This window comes from Alicyclobacillus fodiniaquatilis, assembly GCF_042678105.1.
Taxonomy (GTDB): domain Bacteria; phylum Bacillota; class Bacilli; order Alicyclobacillales; family Alicyclobacillaceae; genus Alicyclobacillus; species Alicyclobacillus fodiniaquatilis.
On sequence record NZ_JBHUCX010000024.1, the window covers coordinates 144122 to 158873 of the forward strand.

Annotated in this window: 15 protein-coding genes; all 15 read left to right on the forward strand. The window is 52.6% G+C overall.

From position 1 onward, the window contains the following. Positions 1–19: 19 nt before the first annotated feature. The gene (amaP, locus tag ACFSB2_RS10045) at positions 20–565 is read left to right on the forward strand and encodes an alkaline shock response membrane anchor protein AmaP (RefSeq protein ID WP_377942902.1); all 546 of its coding nucleotides are present in this window, start codon (positions 20–22) and stop codon (positions 563–565) included. Then, positions 562–792: a DUF2273 domain-containing protein gene (locus ACFSB2_RS10050; protein WP_377942903.1), complete on the forward strand. Its 231-nt coding sequence runs from the start codon at positions 562–564 to the stop codon at positions 790–792. Before amaP ends, ACFSB2_RS10050 begins: the two co-directional genes overlap by 4 nt. 7 nt (positions 793–799) lie before the next feature. Next, complete coding sequence (gene nusB / locus ACFSB2_RS10055) at positions 800–1246, forward strand: transcription antitermination factor NusB (protein WP_377942904.1); 447 nt, start codon at positions 800–802, stop codon at positions 1244–1246. Between the two features lies 1 nt (position 1247). Continuing rightward, on the forward strand, positions 1248–2219 hold the full coding sequence (locus ACFSB2_RS10060; RefSeq protein ID WP_377942905.1) for a Kae1-like domain-containing protein: 972 nt from the start codon (positions 1248–1250) through the stop codon (positions 2217–2219). Positions 2220–2397: 178 nt separating this feature from the next. Continuing rightward, on the forward strand, positions 2398–3363 hold the full coding sequence (locus ACFSB2_RS10065; RefSeq protein WP_377942998.1) for an NAD(P)/FAD-dependent oxidoreductase: 966 nt from the start codon (positions 2398–2400) through the stop codon (positions 3361–3363). A 215-nt stretch (positions 3364–3578) separates the two neighbouring features. Then, positions 3579–4961: an exodeoxyribonuclease VII large subunit gene (gene xseA, locus ACFSB2_RS10070; protein ID WP_377942906.1), complete on the forward strand. Its 1383-nt coding sequence runs from the start codon at positions 3579–3581 to the stop codon at positions 4959–4961. Next, the gene (gene xseB, locus ACFSB2_RS10075; protein WP_377942907.1) at positions 4933–5157 is read left to right on the forward strand and encodes an exodeoxyribonuclease VII small subunit; all 225 of its coding nucleotides are present in this window, start codon (positions 4933–4935) and stop codon (positions 5155–5157) included. Before xseA ends, xseB begins: the two co-directional genes overlap by 29 nt. A 100-nt stretch (positions 5158–5257) precedes the next feature. Continuing rightward, positions 5258–6133 carry a polyprenyl synthetase family protein gene (locus tag ACFSB2_RS10080; RefSeq protein WP_377942908.1) on the forward strand — a complete coding sequence of 292 codons (876 nt, stop codon included), beginning with the start codon at positions 5258–5260 and terminating at the stop codon, positions 6131–6133. A gap of 731 nt (positions 6134–6864) precedes the next feature. Then, positions 6865–7437 (forward strand): CNNM metal transporter family protein, encoded by a 573-nt coding sequence (locus ACFSB2_RS10085; RefSeq protein ID WP_377942909.1) that lies wholly within the window; start codon positions 6865–6867, stop codon positions 7435–7437. Between the two features lie 59 nt (positions 7438–7496). Next, on the forward strand, positions 7497–9374 hold the full coding sequence (gene dxs / locus ACFSB2_RS10090; protein WP_377942910.1) for a 1-deoxy-D-xylulose-5-phosphate synthase: 1878 nt from the start codon (positions 7497–7499) through the stop codon (positions 9372–9374). Positions 9375–9380: 6 nt separating this feature from the next. Further along, positions 9381–10223, forward strand: coding sequence for a TlyA family RNA methyltransferase (locus ACFSB2_RS10095; protein ID WP_377942911.1), 843 nt, complete (start codon positions 9381–9383; stop codon positions 10221–10223). A 28-nt stretch (positions 10224–10251) separates the two neighbouring features. Further along, complete coding sequence (locus ACFSB2_RS10100; RefSeq protein WP_377942912.1) at positions 10252–10752, forward strand: hypothetical protein; 501 nt, start codon at positions 10252–10254, stop codon at positions 10750–10752. A gap of 24 nt (positions 10753–10776) precedes the next feature. Next, positions 10777–11625: an NAD(+)/NADH kinase gene (locus ACFSB2_RS10105; protein ID WP_377942999.1), complete on the forward strand. Its 849-nt coding sequence runs from the start codon at positions 10777–10779 to the stop codon at positions 11623–11625. 17 nt (positions 11626–11642) lie between these two features. Continuing rightward, the gene (recN, locus tag ACFSB2_RS10110) at positions 11643–13331 is read left to right on the forward strand and encodes a DNA repair protein RecN (RefSeq protein WP_377942913.1); all 1689 of its coding nucleotides are present in this window, start codon (positions 11643–11645) and stop codon (positions 13329–13331) included. A gap of 92 nt (positions 13332–13423) precedes the next feature. Beyond that, positions 13424–14728 (forward strand): SpoIVB peptidase, encoded by a 1305-nt coding sequence (spoIVB, locus tag ACFSB2_RS10115; RefSeq protein WP_377942914.1) that lies wholly within the window; start codon positions 13424–13426, stop codon positions 14726–14728. Positions 14729–14752 lie beyond the last annotated feature (24 nt).

Here is a 14752-nt window from a genome sequence, read left to right on the forward strand (position 1 = left end):
CCTTTGGCGGAGGGATAATGTGAGCGTATTGGATCGAATTCTTCTATTCTTGCTTGCTGTGGCAAGTCTGTGTCTAGGGGTTGCCTTGGCATTGATTGGCGCAAACGTATTCGGCCCTGCGTATGTGTTCGATGTTGAGACATATCCGACGAATATTGTTGCAATTGTCGCAGGCATTATCATTGTGCTCATTGCCCTCCGGTTTTTGTTTTATCGCATCAGCCGTTCCTCACCTGTTTCGGATTTTGTCGCACTGACTGGCGAACATGGCCATATTCGCATCTCCTATGACACATTCCGTCAACTGGCAAATCGTCGCGGCGCCCAAATCAAAGGTGCCGAGGGGTTTGACACAAGGATCCGTCAAGGGCAAGAGGGCATCGTCGTTCTTGCGCGTATGCAAGCCTTGCCAGATGTCGATATTGCTGCTATGAGCCGTGAGGTGCAGTCGTCCATCAAGGACTACGTCGAGAAAGCGACGGGTGTCACGGTTGAACAGGTACTGGTTCATGTAACCGAACTTTCCAATGCATCAAAACAGGGGAAAGCGTGGAATGGAGCATGAGCTGGCTTCGGCGCGCACTCCTCGTCTTTGTGAATTTGCCGCGCCGTTATCACGGCTTGATGGTGGGCTGTGCATTTTGGCTTTTTTGGATGATCTTTGGCTTCTGGCGTACGCTGTTACTGCTGGTTCTTGGTGCTGTAGGCTACATTGTCGGCCGCGTTCTTGAGGCGAATCAGTCCTGGCGTGAGGTGCTGGAAAAACTATTGTCAGAACGATTTACGGAGTGATTGAAGTTTGACCCGACATGAGGCAAGACAATGCGCGCTTCAAGCGCTGTACCAGATTGATGTCAGTAATGGCGAAATTCACGATGCGTTGGTGTACGTTCTAGAGGAACGGCAGGTCAACGAGGCGGACTTGGCCTATGTTCGCACGCTGGTGGAAGGAACGCGTTCACATCTGATTGAATTGGACGAGCAGTTGACCAGTGTGATGGAGCGTTGGTCCACGGAGCGGATTGGCCGTGTTGAATTAAACGTGTTGCGTTTGGCCCTATATGAGTTGTTGCACGATGAATCCCTATCCACGGCGACCATTGTCGACGAAGCAGTTCGTTTGGCTAAATCGTTTGCAACAGACACATCCGGCAAATTTGTCAATGGTGTATTGGCCAAGTTGTTGCCTGTGGCACGACCAAATGATACGGATAAAACGCAGACAGACAGGAAGACACAAGGGTAACATGGAGTGCATCTTAGGAATTGATACCAGCAATTATACGACATCACTTGCAGTGGTCAGTGCGGGGACTGGCCGGCTACTGGCTTCTGCGAGATGTATGTTGCCTGTGACAAAGGGGCAAAGAGGACTTCGACAGTCCGATGCGCTCTTTTTTCATGTGCGACAGTTGCCAGATGTGATGGCTGATTTGATGTGCCAATTGCACGAGCAACAGATTCACCCTGACTGGGTGGGGGTCGGCGCCTCCGTGCGTCCTCGACCGCAGGCAACTTCGTATATGCCCGTTTTTCATGCAGGGGCCAATTACGCGGTTGTCTTCGCCCAATCGCTGGGGATACCAGTTGTGCGGACGTCGCATCAGGAGGGGCACATCGCCGCGGCGGAATACTTTCTCAGACCCAATATGGGGCCATTCGTGGCAGTACATATATCCGGCGGGACTTCCGATGTGATGCTGGCCCGACGGACAGATTTCGGCTATGCCATACAACTTGTCGGCGAAGGGCTAGATTTACACGCAGGGCAATTTGTCGATCGCGTTGGTGTCCAACTCGGTTTGCCGTTTCCAGCTGGCCCGGCGTTAGAGGCGCTGGCGTCTACCGCTGAAGGAACAGCGCTCTTGTTGCCGAGCGCTGTTCGCGGCGCACAGATGAGCTTTTCGGGCCCACTGAGCGCGGCCGTACGAGCGATTGAAGCAGGCGAGAATCCGGCGGATATTGCTCGCGCGGTGGAATTGTGTGTTGCGCAAAATGTGTCGAAAGCGATTGAATATGCAGTGCGAAACGCCTCTGTCCCTACACGTGATGTCATCGTCGCAGGTGGCGTCGCAGCCAATGCCACCATTCGCCAGCGCGTGGTCGAACGCCTGAAAAAGCGCGTGCGCGGAGTCTCCGTTCAATTCGCTCCGCCACTGTATGCGCGCGACAACGCGTTGGGTGTGGCCGTCATTGCCGAGCGCTTTCTTTCTCGATAGGAATGGGTGGTTGCGTAAATATTCATATAAATGAATTTTATTTATAGTCATTTTATCTTCTCTACTGTATAATGGAGCGAAAAAATCGTGGTTATCAAATTTTCTGCCGCGATCAAATTATTAGGAGGTTTTACGCTTGGTGGAGCAACAAGCACCTGTGCTTGAGCAGGTTACAGACATGCTGATTATCGGCGGTGGTCCGACTGGACTATTCGCTGCATTCTATTGTGGAATGCGTGGTGCATCTTGTAAAATTATTGATAGTCTGCCGGAATTGGGCGGCCAATTGAGCACTTTGTATCCGGAAAAATACATTTTCGACGTGGCAGGTTTTCCGAAGATTCAAGCGCGTACGCTGGTCAGCCAACTGATTGAACAGGCGATGCAATCCAAGCCGGGCATTCATCTGGATGAAGCCGTGAAAACTTTGGTGAAGCGGGAGGATGAACTGTTCGAATTGCACACCGACAAATCGGTTCACCTCGGCAAAGCGGTCATCATCTGTGCTGGGATTGGCGCTTTTACACCTCGTCCATTGCCTGCGCCAACGGCACACGAGTATGAAGGGCGCGGACTGGCTTACTACATCAATCGTGTGGAAAGCTATCGCGGCAAGCGGGTTTTGGTGGTTGGCGGCGGCGATTCGGCTGTCGACTACGCGCTGATGCTTGAAGAGGTCGCGGCATCTGTCACCTTGATTCACCGCCGGGATCAGTTTAGGGCACATGAAGAAAGTGTCACCAAGCTGCACGAATCCTCCGTTCATATTAAGACGTTTTGCGAGTTGGCCGAGGTGCACGGCGATAACTGGATAGAATCAGCGGTATTGGTAAACAACCAGACAAAAGAAACCGAAAAGATTGAGCTGGACGCCATCGTCAGCGGCCTCGGTTTCACAGCTTCACTGGGCCCGATTAAGGAATGGGGCTTGGAGATTGAGAAGAACGACATCGTCGTCAACAGCAAAATGGAGACCAACATTCCTGGTGTCTATGCTGCGGGCGATGTGGTCACCTACCCTGGCAAGGTCAAACTGATTGCGACAGGCTTTGGCGAGGCGCCGACTGCAGTCAACAATGCCAAGACATTTATTGATCCAAAAGCAAGATTGTTCCCTGGTCACAGTACCAGCATGAAGCACTGATCTCTTTCTGGAGAGGGCTGTCCCAAGTGGCGTAAGCTGCGGGGCAGTCCTTTCTTTTGTATTCAGCTGTATGTCGATAGATATGATAGACTGTAATCAAGTGTATCGATATGTGCGTGGAATCGACAAAATACGACGAACCAACTTCACTGTTGGCCAATTGCACAGATGTGCTTTTCGGTAGATATGGTTGAAGAATTGAGGTATGGAGTGCTATGACGCAAACGGCGACCATTTACACAGTCAGTGATCTGAATCGCATCATCAAAACGCGTCTTGAATCTGATCCAGTGCTTGCTCAATGCCACGTGACTGGTGAAATCTCGAATTTTAAGCATCATTCGAGTGGTCACATGTATTTTACGCTCAAAGATGAGCAAAGCCGGGTGCGGGCAGTGATGTTTGCGGGACGCAATCGACGTTTGCGCTTTCGTCCGGAAGACGGCATGCGCGTCGTGTGTATCGGCAACATCGGCGTGTTCGATCGCGATGGCGCGTATCAATTGTACATAGACGACATGCAGCCTGATGGCATTGGCGCTTTGTATGTTCAATTCGAGCAATTGCGCAACCGTCTGCAGGCTGAGGGGCTGTTTGCAGAACACAAAAAGCGTCCTCTGCCTGTCTATCCTACACGCATCGGGGTTGTCACTTCAGCTACGGGGGCTGTCATTCGCGATATTTACACCACCTTGGAACGTCGTTTTCCCTTGGCGAAGTTGATTTTAGCGCCAGCGCTTGTGCAAGGGCCGGGGGCGGCAGAGACCATCGTGCGTGGTTTGCGGCGGTTGGCTGCGCTGCGTGAGCCGGTGGATGTGATCATTGTCGGGCGCGGCGGCGGATCGCTGGAAGAACTGTGGCCGTTCAATGAAGAAATGGTCGCGCGTGCTGTGGCCGCAAGCCCTGTACCGGTCGTCTCAGCGGTCGGGCACGAAACGGACGTCACCATTTGCGATTTCGTCGCTGACGTGCGGGCTGCCACACCGACGGCGGCGGCTGAATTGGTCGCGCCGCATAGACAGGACATCGCATATCAGTTGAGCCAAGCGCTCTCGCGCTCCTTTGGCGCGATTCGCCACCGCGTCACAACGCGGCAGGAATTGCTCAAATCATTGCGCGAGCGGCCTGTTTTGCGGCAGCCTGCGCGCATCGTGCAGGTCCATCGCCAAACCATCGATTACATCGAGGGGCGGTTGCGTGATGCCATGATGCGCCCGCTTCGCGCGGCAGAGCGTCGCCTAGGTGATGCGGAACGGAGTTTGGCTGGCATTGACTTGCACAAGAGCCTGGTCGCCAGACGATTTCAGACAGAGGCTTTGGCACGTTCCAGCATCGATTCCACGCGACGCATCATCGAACGGCAGAGCCATCGTCTGGACAGGCAGATTGGCATGCTGGAGGCCATGAACCCACTTGCTGTTTTGCGGCGCGGATACAGTGTTGTTTATGATGAAAGTGAACAAAAAATTCTTTCAAGCACCAAGGATTTACCTGTGGGAACACCCATTCGTCTGCGGGTTGCAGATGGATTGGTGAGTGCGAAAGTCACAGATGGGGGAGTATACCAAAGTGGAGAACAAACCAGATTGGACATTTGAACAGGCGATGAAACGGCTTGAGGAAATCGTGCGCCAATTGGAGGCGGGCGAGTTGCCCTTGGCTGAGTCTCTGGAGCGCTATCAAGAATCGATGCAATTGGTCAAGTTTTGCAGAGAGCAACTTGACAAAGCAGAGTTGCAATTGGAACAATTGTCATTTGATGAAGGTGCAGCGTCTGTTCAGGAAGAGGTTTAAAAAAGTGAAGCCTGTCATGCGTCTCGCACTGTATAGAAACATGCAGGAGCGCGGATGGTGGCAGGCAAAACATATTTTCACTGTAGAATGAGGAAGATGAATGACGTCCTACTTAGAAATGTGCAAATCTGAAGTCAATACGTTCTTGGCGGCGTTATATCCTGCACAGGGACCCACAAAAGTCCTTTATGATGCGATGAATTACAGTCTGCTCACAGATGGCAAAAGGTTGCGCCCGACACTTTGTCTGGCGACAGCAGAGACATTCGGTATCGCACGCAATCAGGTGCTGCCCGTTGCAGTCGCATTGGAGCTCATCCATTGCTATTCTCTGATACATGATGATCTGCCCTGTATGGACGACGACGATTTGCGCCGCGGGAAACCGACCAACCACCGTGTGTTCGGCGAAGCTGTGGCGCTTTTGGCGGGAGACGCGCTTTTGACAGAGGCGTTTTTTCAGTTGGCGAAAAGAACCCCAGGAATCCCGCCGGATCGACAATTGAAAATGGTGCAAATCGTCGCAGAGCGCGCTGGGGCAGCGGGCATGGTGGGTGGTCAAACCGTCGATATTGAGAAGACGGGACAAGGCGGTACATTGGACGATGTCGCCTTTATTCACTTACATAAGACGGCGCGGCTCATCCAAGCTTCCATAGAATTGGGTGCGCTTTTTCCTGACATATCAGAAGCGAAAAGAAATGCGCTAAGCGTATATGGAGAAGCATTGGGACTGGCGTTTCAAATGGTAGATGACGTCCTTGACGTGGTCGGCTCTGCGGAAGAATTGGGGAAAACGCCAGGAAAAGACGCACTGGTGGACAAGTTGACCTTTCCGAAATTTATTGGCGTGGAGGAGACCCTTCGCCGCGCACAGGAAATCATTTCAAATGGACAAAAAGCGCTGCAAAGCGAGGGGATCACATCGCCATATCTCTTCGAACTGCAGACCACCATTTTGGAACGATCCCGCTAAATCACCATGCCTTTGCATCTAGATCTAAGGAATGTCTATTCTGGTGAGAAGGAATCCTAGCGATTTATTTGGCATATGGTATACTGGTATTAACTTGAGGTCACTCATCACGGTGGCGCAGTATTCTAGTCAGCCGTCCGCGCCTGAAGGCGGGGCTAAAAATCCGTCAAAGGGCACATCGATGAAGTTCCTGGTGTTGGCTTGGGGCGCCCAGCCCTGGGCTTATGCTGGGAGTTAAGAGAGTTGGGTAATCTGCAATGGCATGCGGAACCTACCCCAGCTCTCGCGGAGGCCCAAGTGCGTGGCTCGCAGTCTGCCGAGAGGTGGAAGGGTTACGGCTTGGGGTATGAACCTGCATGCGGAGGCAATCTGTGTGCAGCGTAGCCTGCCTTGAGTGGTGCTGAAGGATCCTGGGAAACAGGCAGTATGCCGCGGCCACGGTCATATTGCTGGTGCCGGGTGAAATCCGTACTGCAAAAGAGGCTAGGGCGCGGTAACGGCTGTTGCGGAAAACGCCTAGACTGTTCGCTATAAAGCGAGACGCCTTGGGGATTATAGTGTGGACTAAGTGGTAATCTAGTCTGACAGTTGGTGACGCTGTCAAGACGTGCTTAAAGGGTAACCGCCAGAACGGCGACGTTTTGGTGCGCGTCTGGGAAAACCTACTAGACCTAAGCCACAGCGTTTACTCAAGGAGTTGCCACCCTTTCATATTTAATTGTGGGGTTTAAATGAAGAAATCGTCTAATCACAAATCAAATTACGGGTTTGTTTTTTTCATTGCCGCACTGACGCTACCTATCAGTGCGGTTTTCGATACTGCGACCATATTTCTCAATACAACTGCGTGGTTTATCGGCGCGATTGTCGTTGTATTTATTGTTTTTGTGGGTGCGTTATTTGACATGTTGGGCATGGCAGCTGCTGCAGCACGTGAGACGCCATTTCACGCAATGGCATCTAAACGTGTTTTTGGCGCACGCCGCGCCATTATGATCGTTCGCAACGCTGAAAAAGTGTCGAGTATCTGCAGTGACGTGGTCGGTGATATTGCAGGCGTCTTGAGTGGCGCTGGAGCGCTTGCCGTCAGTGTGCAATTGCTCGCGACCATTCACACCGAAGGATGGCGGCAAGAGGCTGTCAAGATTGCCATTACGGCCGTGATTACATCGTTGACAGTCGGTGGCAAGGCGGTCGGCAAAACCATTGCCATTCATTCGCCGACGCCAATCATTCTGGTGGCTGCACGCGTCTTGGAGTCTGCGCTCTTTTTTAAACGGGGGCAGAGAAAACGGCAGAAGTAAGGAATATCCGGCAGGGTACATGCAATGTATCTCTGACGGACATCCATTTTTCATATGGGGTGTTGACAACGCTACTGGAACACATACATGACCCAAAACAATTGAAGGCGCTCGATACTTCACAATTGCTGGTGTTGGCTACGGAAGTGCGCGCATTTCTCGTCAAGTCCATCGCTGAGACAGGTGGGCATTTTGGTGCTAACCTTGGTGTGGTTGAATTGACACTGGCTTTGCACCGCGTATTTGATAGTCCGAATGACAAGATTGTTTGGGATGTTGGTCATCAAGCTTATATACATAAGATGTTGACGGGACGCCAAGGGCTCTTCCCGACGTTGCGGCAAAAGGATGGTTTGGCTGGTTTTCCCAAACGTGAAGAAAGTGATCACGACCAGTTTGGGGTTGGACATGCCAGCACATCGATTTCGGCCGCGTTGGGTATGGCGGTTGCCCGTGATTTGAAACATCAACATCATCACGTCGTCGCAGTGATTGGGGACGGCGCGTTGACTGGCGGCATGGCGATGGAGGCGCTCAACCATGCGGGGCACCTCGGCACCAATTTAATGGTGATTTTAAACGACAACGAGATGTCCATCTCAGAAAATGTCGGCGCATTGTCGCGCTATTTGACGAAACTGCGCTCAGACCCGTCCTATGCGCGCATGAAGGCAGACGTCGAACAGTTATTGCGGCGTGTGCCGGCGATTGGCAATCGTTTGACGAATACCATTGAGCGATTCAAGGATGGTTTGCGGAATATTGTCGTGCCTGGACAATTTTTTGAGGCATTTGGCTTTCGCTACCTCGGACCTGTGGATGGGCACAACCTGCCGCTGTTGTTGAACACGTTGGAAGATGCCAAACAGTTGAAGGGACCGGTGCTGCTGCATCTGGTGACGGAAAAAGGCAAAGGGTATCCTTCGGCGGAAAATGCCCCCGACAAATTCCACGCTTGGCCGAGTGCCAAAAAAGGGGATAAGCGGCTAAAATCGTACAGTCAGATTTTTGCTGAGACCTTAAGTGATTTGGCTCGTGCGGACAGGTCGATTGTGGCTGTGACGCCGGCCATGGTGCCGGGGTCAGGTCTGACTGGTTTTGCTGTGGATTTCCCGGATCGGTGCTTTGATGTGGGGATTGCCGAACAACATGCAGCGACGTTTTGCGCAGGACTTGCCACACAGGGGATGCGTCCGGTCTTTGCCGTGTATTCGACTTTTTTGCAACGCGCTTACGACCAGTTGATTCATGATATCGCCATTCAAAATTTACCCGTCGTTTTTGCGGTGGATCGAGCCGGCATTGTCGGTCCTGACGGCGAAACGCATCAGGGCGCGTTTGACATCTCCTTTGTGCGCACGATTCCCAATATGACGGTGATGATGCCAAAGGATGCAATCGAACTGCGCCAAATGTTGGCCACGGCCTTCACGCTGAACGCCCCGGTTGTCGTACGGTATCCACGCGGTGAAGAAATGACAGAGGAGCCGGCCAAACCGCTGGAAATCCTTGAAGTCGGAAAAGCGAAGATCGAGCGGGAAGGGACAGATGTCGCACTGTTGGCATTGGGGCCTATGGTCGAGATCGCCGTGCAAGCAGCGGACAAATTGCTGGCTGATCACGACATTCGCGCCCAGGTGGTGAACATGCGCTTTGTCAAACCGTTGGATACAGAATGTGTGCTCGCCTGTGCTCGGAACATGCCGATTGTGACGGTGGAAGAGGCCGCGCTGATTGGCGGCATGGGCGCTGCTGTCGTCGAATGTCTGGCTGATGCGCATGTGTGCGCAAAAGTGCAGCGCCTCGGCATCACAGATGCGTTTGTGGCGCACGGCAGCCGCGGCGATATGTTGAAAGAGCTTGGACTCACGGTGGATGGTGTCGTGCAGGCGGCAAAATCGTTGTGCCGCCAAATTGATCAAACGGAGGCGCACTAGAGCGGCATGCAAAAAATGCGATTGGATATGTTACTGCATGAGCGCGGATTGTATCCGAGCCGCGAAGCGGCGCGGCGCGCTGTGATGGCCGGTCTGGTGATGTCCGAAGGGGTGCGTCTGGACAAACCGGGGACAAAGGTGCATGTGGACATCCCTTTGTCTGTCGAAAAGCCGGAGCATCAATATGTGTCGCGGGGTGGACTCAAGTTGGAGCGGGCGCTGGCCAGATTCAACGTGGCGGTCAAGGACAGGATTGCCATCGACGTCGGTGCTTCTACGGGTGGTTTCACGGACTGCCTATTGCAGCATGGCGCAGCGCATGTCTACGCAGTCGATGTCGGGTACGGTCAATTGGCGTGGTCTTTGCGCAAGGATGAGCGCGTGACTGTCTTGGAACGGACAAATTTTCGCCATGTGGATGAACTGCAGTTTCATCCGCAACCGAGTCTCGCGGTGATGGACGTCTCTTTTATTTCGACCCGGTTGCTGTTGCCAAAGCTGCAGACAGTCTGCACAGAAGCAGCTGATGTGGTCAGTCTCATCAAACCGCAATTTGAGGCAGGGCGCGAAGCAGTGGGCAAAGGCGGAATTGTTCGCAACCCACAGGTTCATTATGCCGTTTTAATGGACATGCTGGATCATGTCACATCCATGGGCTGGTCGTGCCAGGGCCTCGACTATTCGCCGATTTCCGGCGGCGATGGCAATATTGAGTTTTTGGCTTGGTGGCATGCCGGACAGATGCTTGCCATTGATGAATGGAAAGAAGTTGCCAAAACAGTAGTCATTGACGCATGGGCCAAACTGGCTGACACTGATGTACGCGACAAACTGGCGACACATGGATAATCACGTGACAAGATGAGGTGTCCAAAGGATGCTGACGGTACTCGGCATCGTGGCTGCCGCCTTGCTTGTTTACTTCGTTGGGAAATCAATGATCAGTCAGCGATTGGAAAAAGTCGATGAGTCCACCCCAGAGGGTGTGCCCCAGGCTGGAGCGCGTTGGTTGGTCAAAAACGGCTATGAGGTGCTGCAGGCGGAAAATGAAGCGAAGTATATTGGCTATGTCGATGCGGCGTCCATCGCCTATCGCGAAAAGGCGCATTTTATTGCGCGCAAAGATGGGCACGAGTATGCTGTGTTTGTGGGGCTGGATTGTCCCAGCCGAGAAGAAATTTGCCAACGCTACTTTCCGTTGTTTGTAATTTTGGGTGTGCACGGGTTAATTTTTCTGAACTTGACGGATGAATCCGTTCATCATGTCGATTTCACTGTGTTTCGATCTCGCCGTTATCACGTACGCCACATGTTTTACCGTGGCTTGTGGTTCGCTGGTGGGATGTTATTCACATTTGCCTGCATACACCGCATGTGAGTTGGAGGTGTGCACTTGCGGCACATGGCGTTGTTGTTCAATCCGCATAAAACGCTGGCTTGCTCGGTTCGAGAAGAAATTGACGAATTGCTGCAAGCAGCAGAAATTTCCGTCACACATGTAGCAGTCGACTATGACACAAAAATTTTACAGGTGGAACCAAGTGTACAAACCGTGGAGATGGCCATCGTCCTCGGCGGCGACGGTACACTCTTAGGGGTTGCTCGGCAACTTGCGCCGCACCACATTCCACTTTTAGGCATCAATATGGGCCATCTGGGCTTTCTCACCCAATCGGATCCCTCGCAATTGGGACCCGCAATTGAACGGATCATCAAGCATGATTATCAATTGCAGCGAAGAATGATGCTTGAAGTATTTGTTTATCGACAAGGCAAGGAAATTGCAAAATTGATTGCGCTCAATGAGGCGGGCATTGGTAAAGCTTCTTTCGCGCGCATGGCCACGCTTGATGTTCACGTGGACGGCGTGTATATGGATACATATAGCGGGGATGGCGTCATCATTTCCACACCAACTGGATCAACCGCATACGCTTTGTCGTGTGGCGGACCGATTGTCTCCCCGCAATTGCAGGTCATGGTCATTACACCGGTATGCCCCCATACGCTGTTTTCACGACCGTGTGTCATTGATGCCAGCCAGACCGTGCGGGTAAAGGTGCGTGCACGGCATAAGGACGTCGCCCTGGCCGTGGACGGTCAGGACGGGATGATGCTCGAAAGCGGCGATGAGATTGTGGTGCGTCAAGCGCCTTATGACACGACGCTCGTGCACTTGCCGGATCGCGAATTTTTTGATGTTTTAAGAAGTAAGTTGCACAATTCAGCGTACACGTCAGCCACGTATTAAAAGGCGGTGAACCTGTCATGTTGACTGAATTATACGTTGAACATTTTGTTTTGATTGATGCCCTCCGTCTGCAGTTTACCCAGGGGCTGCATGTTTTCACCGGCGAGACGGGCGCCGGAAAATCCCTGCTCCTCGACGCGACACGTCTGATTTTGGGGGATCGGGCCTCTGCCGCCAACGTGCAGCGCGGGTTCGATCACGCGCTTGTGGAGGCGGTTTTCGTCGTCCCACCGACCCATCCTGCATATGGATATTTGCAGGATTGGGGCATCACTGTGGACGAAGGCACGGTTGTGGTATCGCGGACATTGTATACGAGCGGCCGCTCCATCTGTCGTGTAAACGGCAGGACCATCACCGTGCAAATGCTCAAACAACTGGGGGACACACTTGTTGAAATGCAGGGGCAGCATGAGTCTCACGCACTGTTGAGCAACAGGTATCAGCGAAATATTGTAGATCTGTACGGCCAACACACGCATCTGTCTGCTCAGACGGCCGCGTGCTACAGAACGTGGCAGGACGACATCAGAGCGCTGGAGCAAGCGCAGGTGAGCGAGCAGGAGCGCGCTCGCCAAATCGACATGCTCAGATTTCAAATTGAGGAGATTGAAGCCGCGAACTTGACGCCGGGTGAAGAGGACGCTTTGCGCGAGGAGCGGCATCAACTGCTTGCATTTGACAAATTGAAGAGCAATTTGGACAAACTGTTGGCGGCGCTCGAAGATCCATCCTTTGGCGCAATTGCGCAGTTGTCTGCGGCTGAAGCGGCGTCAAGGGAGATTGCGGCTGGTGTTGATGCCTTGGACGATATCCGGCAGATGGTGGAAAGCGCGCGTGTGAATGCCGAAGAGGCCTCATTTGGCCTGAATAAATACGCCGCGCAGATTGAGGCGGATCCAAGGCGACTTGATGAAATTGAAACGCGCATTGCGGCATTGCGGACGCTCATGCGCAAATATGGCGCGAGCAGCGAAGAGATCCTGGCGCACTTGGCGACGGCCAAAGCGACGTATGCGCAATTATTGGCGCATGATGAACTGTTGGAACGACACCGCATGAAGGTTGAACAAAGCCGCAGCGATTATCTGCAAATGGCGCGGCAATTGCACCAGTGTCGGGTGAAGGCCGCTTCGGGTCTGCAGGCGCAAGTGCAGGCGCAACTGCATCGTTTGCAAATGACAGACGCGCGCTTTGTCGTCGAGGTGACGGCCGATGAGAATCAATGCAGTGAAGATGGCTATGACAAGGTGGATTTTTTGTTCAGCGGCAATCCTGGCGAAAATTTGATGCCATTGCAAAAAGTTGCATCGGGTGGGGAATTATCGCGCACACTATTGGCATTGAAAGTTGTAGTTGCGGATCTCGAACAGATCGACACGCTCATCTTTGATGAAATCGATGCTGGCGTGAGCGGTGAAGCGGCCCAAAGCGTTGCGGTGATGTTGCGTCAACTGGGCGAAGACAGGCAAGTTCTCTGTGTCACGCATGCTGCGCAAGTGGCGGCAGCTGGGCATGCCCACTTTCAGATTGTCAAGGATAACGTGGATGGACGCGCGCATACCAGGATTTACGCTTTGAACACGAAAAAGCGCCGCTTGGAGGTTGGCCGCCTGCTTGGTGCCAGTGTTTCGGATAATACAGCGTTGCTCCATGCGGATGCACTGCTGGAAAGCTTCCGCATTGAACCCAGCACAAGGCCCTAGGTGGGAGCTTTTTTGCATTATAAGACGGCGCACTGCGGGAACCTTAGGACTACGCTTCAATGAGGTGCCATGGTCGAGGGGGGAACGCAGTTATGGCTGGTCGCCTACGTACATTAAAATTCGTCGGTCTTCTTGCGATCACTGCAAGTTGCTTTACTCCAGCAGCGCAAAAGTTGGCCAGCACGCCAACCGAGTTGAACATGGCTGCAGGCGATACCGTTTCATTGCCAATCGTAAAACCACATCAAGCGCCAACATCGTCGAATCATGCGGTGGCCACCACCAGTGAAACAACAACAGGGACAACAGTCAAGTCAAATGACCCAGGCAATTTTGATATCGCAAGCAAATTGTTCGGATTTATCCCTTGGAAAACACATGTCCACGTGACGCCTGGCGCCAAAGTGGTGGTTGGCGGGCAGGCAGTCGGGATTCGCTTAGAGTCTAAAGGTCCAGTGGTGGTTGGGTTTCGCCGATTGTCCGATGGTTCATCGCCAAGCGCCCGTGCCCATGTTCAAATCGGGGATATGATTGTTTCGATTGAACAACACGCAGTACATTCTTCAAGCGATTTACAGCAAGTATTGCGTCAAGCTCCGCAACAAATCCATTTGACCATCCAGCGCGGCCATACGAAGCGCCAGCTGTCAGTCAATGTGCCGGATGATGGATTAGGTCACCGTCAACTTGGTTTATATGTGCGGGATCGAACAGTTGGCGTTGGGACTTTGACCTTCTATGATCCGGTTCACCACGCCTTTGGCGCACTCGGTCATGTCATTACAGATATTGATACAGGACAGCGGGTTGACGGCAGCGGGCAATTGTATGAAGCCATGATTACAGGACTCAAGCGTGGTCAAATTGGCGCTCCGGGCGAAAAACGAGGAACGTTTTCATCGGCAGGTACACAATCACAAATCGGACTCATATCGGAAAATACAGATTACGGTGTGTTTGGTTCTATGCCAAGCGCGCCACTGCCATACACTCCTTCCTCATTAGTGCAGGTGGCTTTGCCAGAGCAAGTGCACGAGGGACCCGCAAAAATGTACACGGTCGTACATGGAAACAAGGTGGAAGCCTTTGATGTGCGTGTGGACAATGTGGCGCATCAACATTCACCTGCCACCAAAAGCATGATCATCAAAGTCACAGATCCACGCCTATTGGCCGAAACGGGCGGCATTATTCAAGGCATGAGCGGCAGTCCGCTTCTGCAAGACGGACGGCTCATCGGAGCGGTTACCCATGTGTTCGTGTCTGATCCGACTCGTGGATATGGTGTGTACGCCATGTGGATGCTGCAACAGACAAGAGATGAACACGCAGTTGTACCTTCTTTTTCTCCGTGGCTCATGCATCCAGCCTGGAATCAACCACGAAGTGCAGTCTAATCAGGTTTTTATAGGTCACGTCGA

Bases quoted from the DNA above. Each gene is read 5' to 3' on its own strand.
- ACFSB2_RS10050 (WP_377942903.1), top strand. From the start codon at position 562: ATGAGCTGGCTTCGGCGCGCACTCCTCGTCTTTGTGAATTTGCCGCGC.
- ACFSB2_RS10060 (WP_377942905.1), top strand. From the start codon at position 1,248: ATGGAGTGCATCTTAGGAATTGATACCAGCAATTATACGACATCACTT.
- ACFSB2_RS10065 (WP_377942998.1), top strand. From the start codon at position 2,398: ATGCTGATTATCGGCGGTGGTCCGACTGGACTATTCGCTGCATTCTAT.
- xseA (WP_377942906.1), top strand. From the start codon at position 3,579: ATGACGCAAACGGCGACCATTTACACAGTCAGTGATCTGAATCGCATC.
- ACFSB2_RS10080 (WP_377942908.1), top strand. From the start codon at position 5,258: ATGACGTCCTACTTAGAAATGTGCAAATCTGAAGTCAATACGTTCTTG.
- ACFSB2_RS10085 (WP_377942909.1), top strand. From the start codon at position 6,865: ATGAAGAAATCGTCTAATCACAAATCAAATTACGGGTTTGTTTTTTTC.
- ACFSB2_RS10095 (WP_377942911.1), top strand. From the start codon at position 9,381: ATGCAAAAAATGCGATTGGATATGTTACTGCATGAGCGCGGATTGTAT.
- ACFSB2_RS10100 (WP_377942912.1), top strand. From the start codon at position 10,252: ATGCTGACGGTACTCGGCATCGTGGCTGCCGCCTTGCTTGTTTACTTC.
- ACFSB2_RS10105 (WP_377942999.1), top strand. From the start codon at position 10,777: ATGGCGTTGTTGTTCAATCCGCATAAAACGCTGGCTTGCTCGGTTCGA.
- recN (WP_377942913.1), top strand. From the start codon at position 11,643: ATGTTGACTGAATTATACGTTGAACATTTTGTTTTGATTGATGCCCTC.
- spoIVB (WP_377942914.1), top strand. From the start codon at position 13,424: ATGGCTGGTCGCCTACGTACATTAAAATTCGTCGGTCTTCTTGCGATC.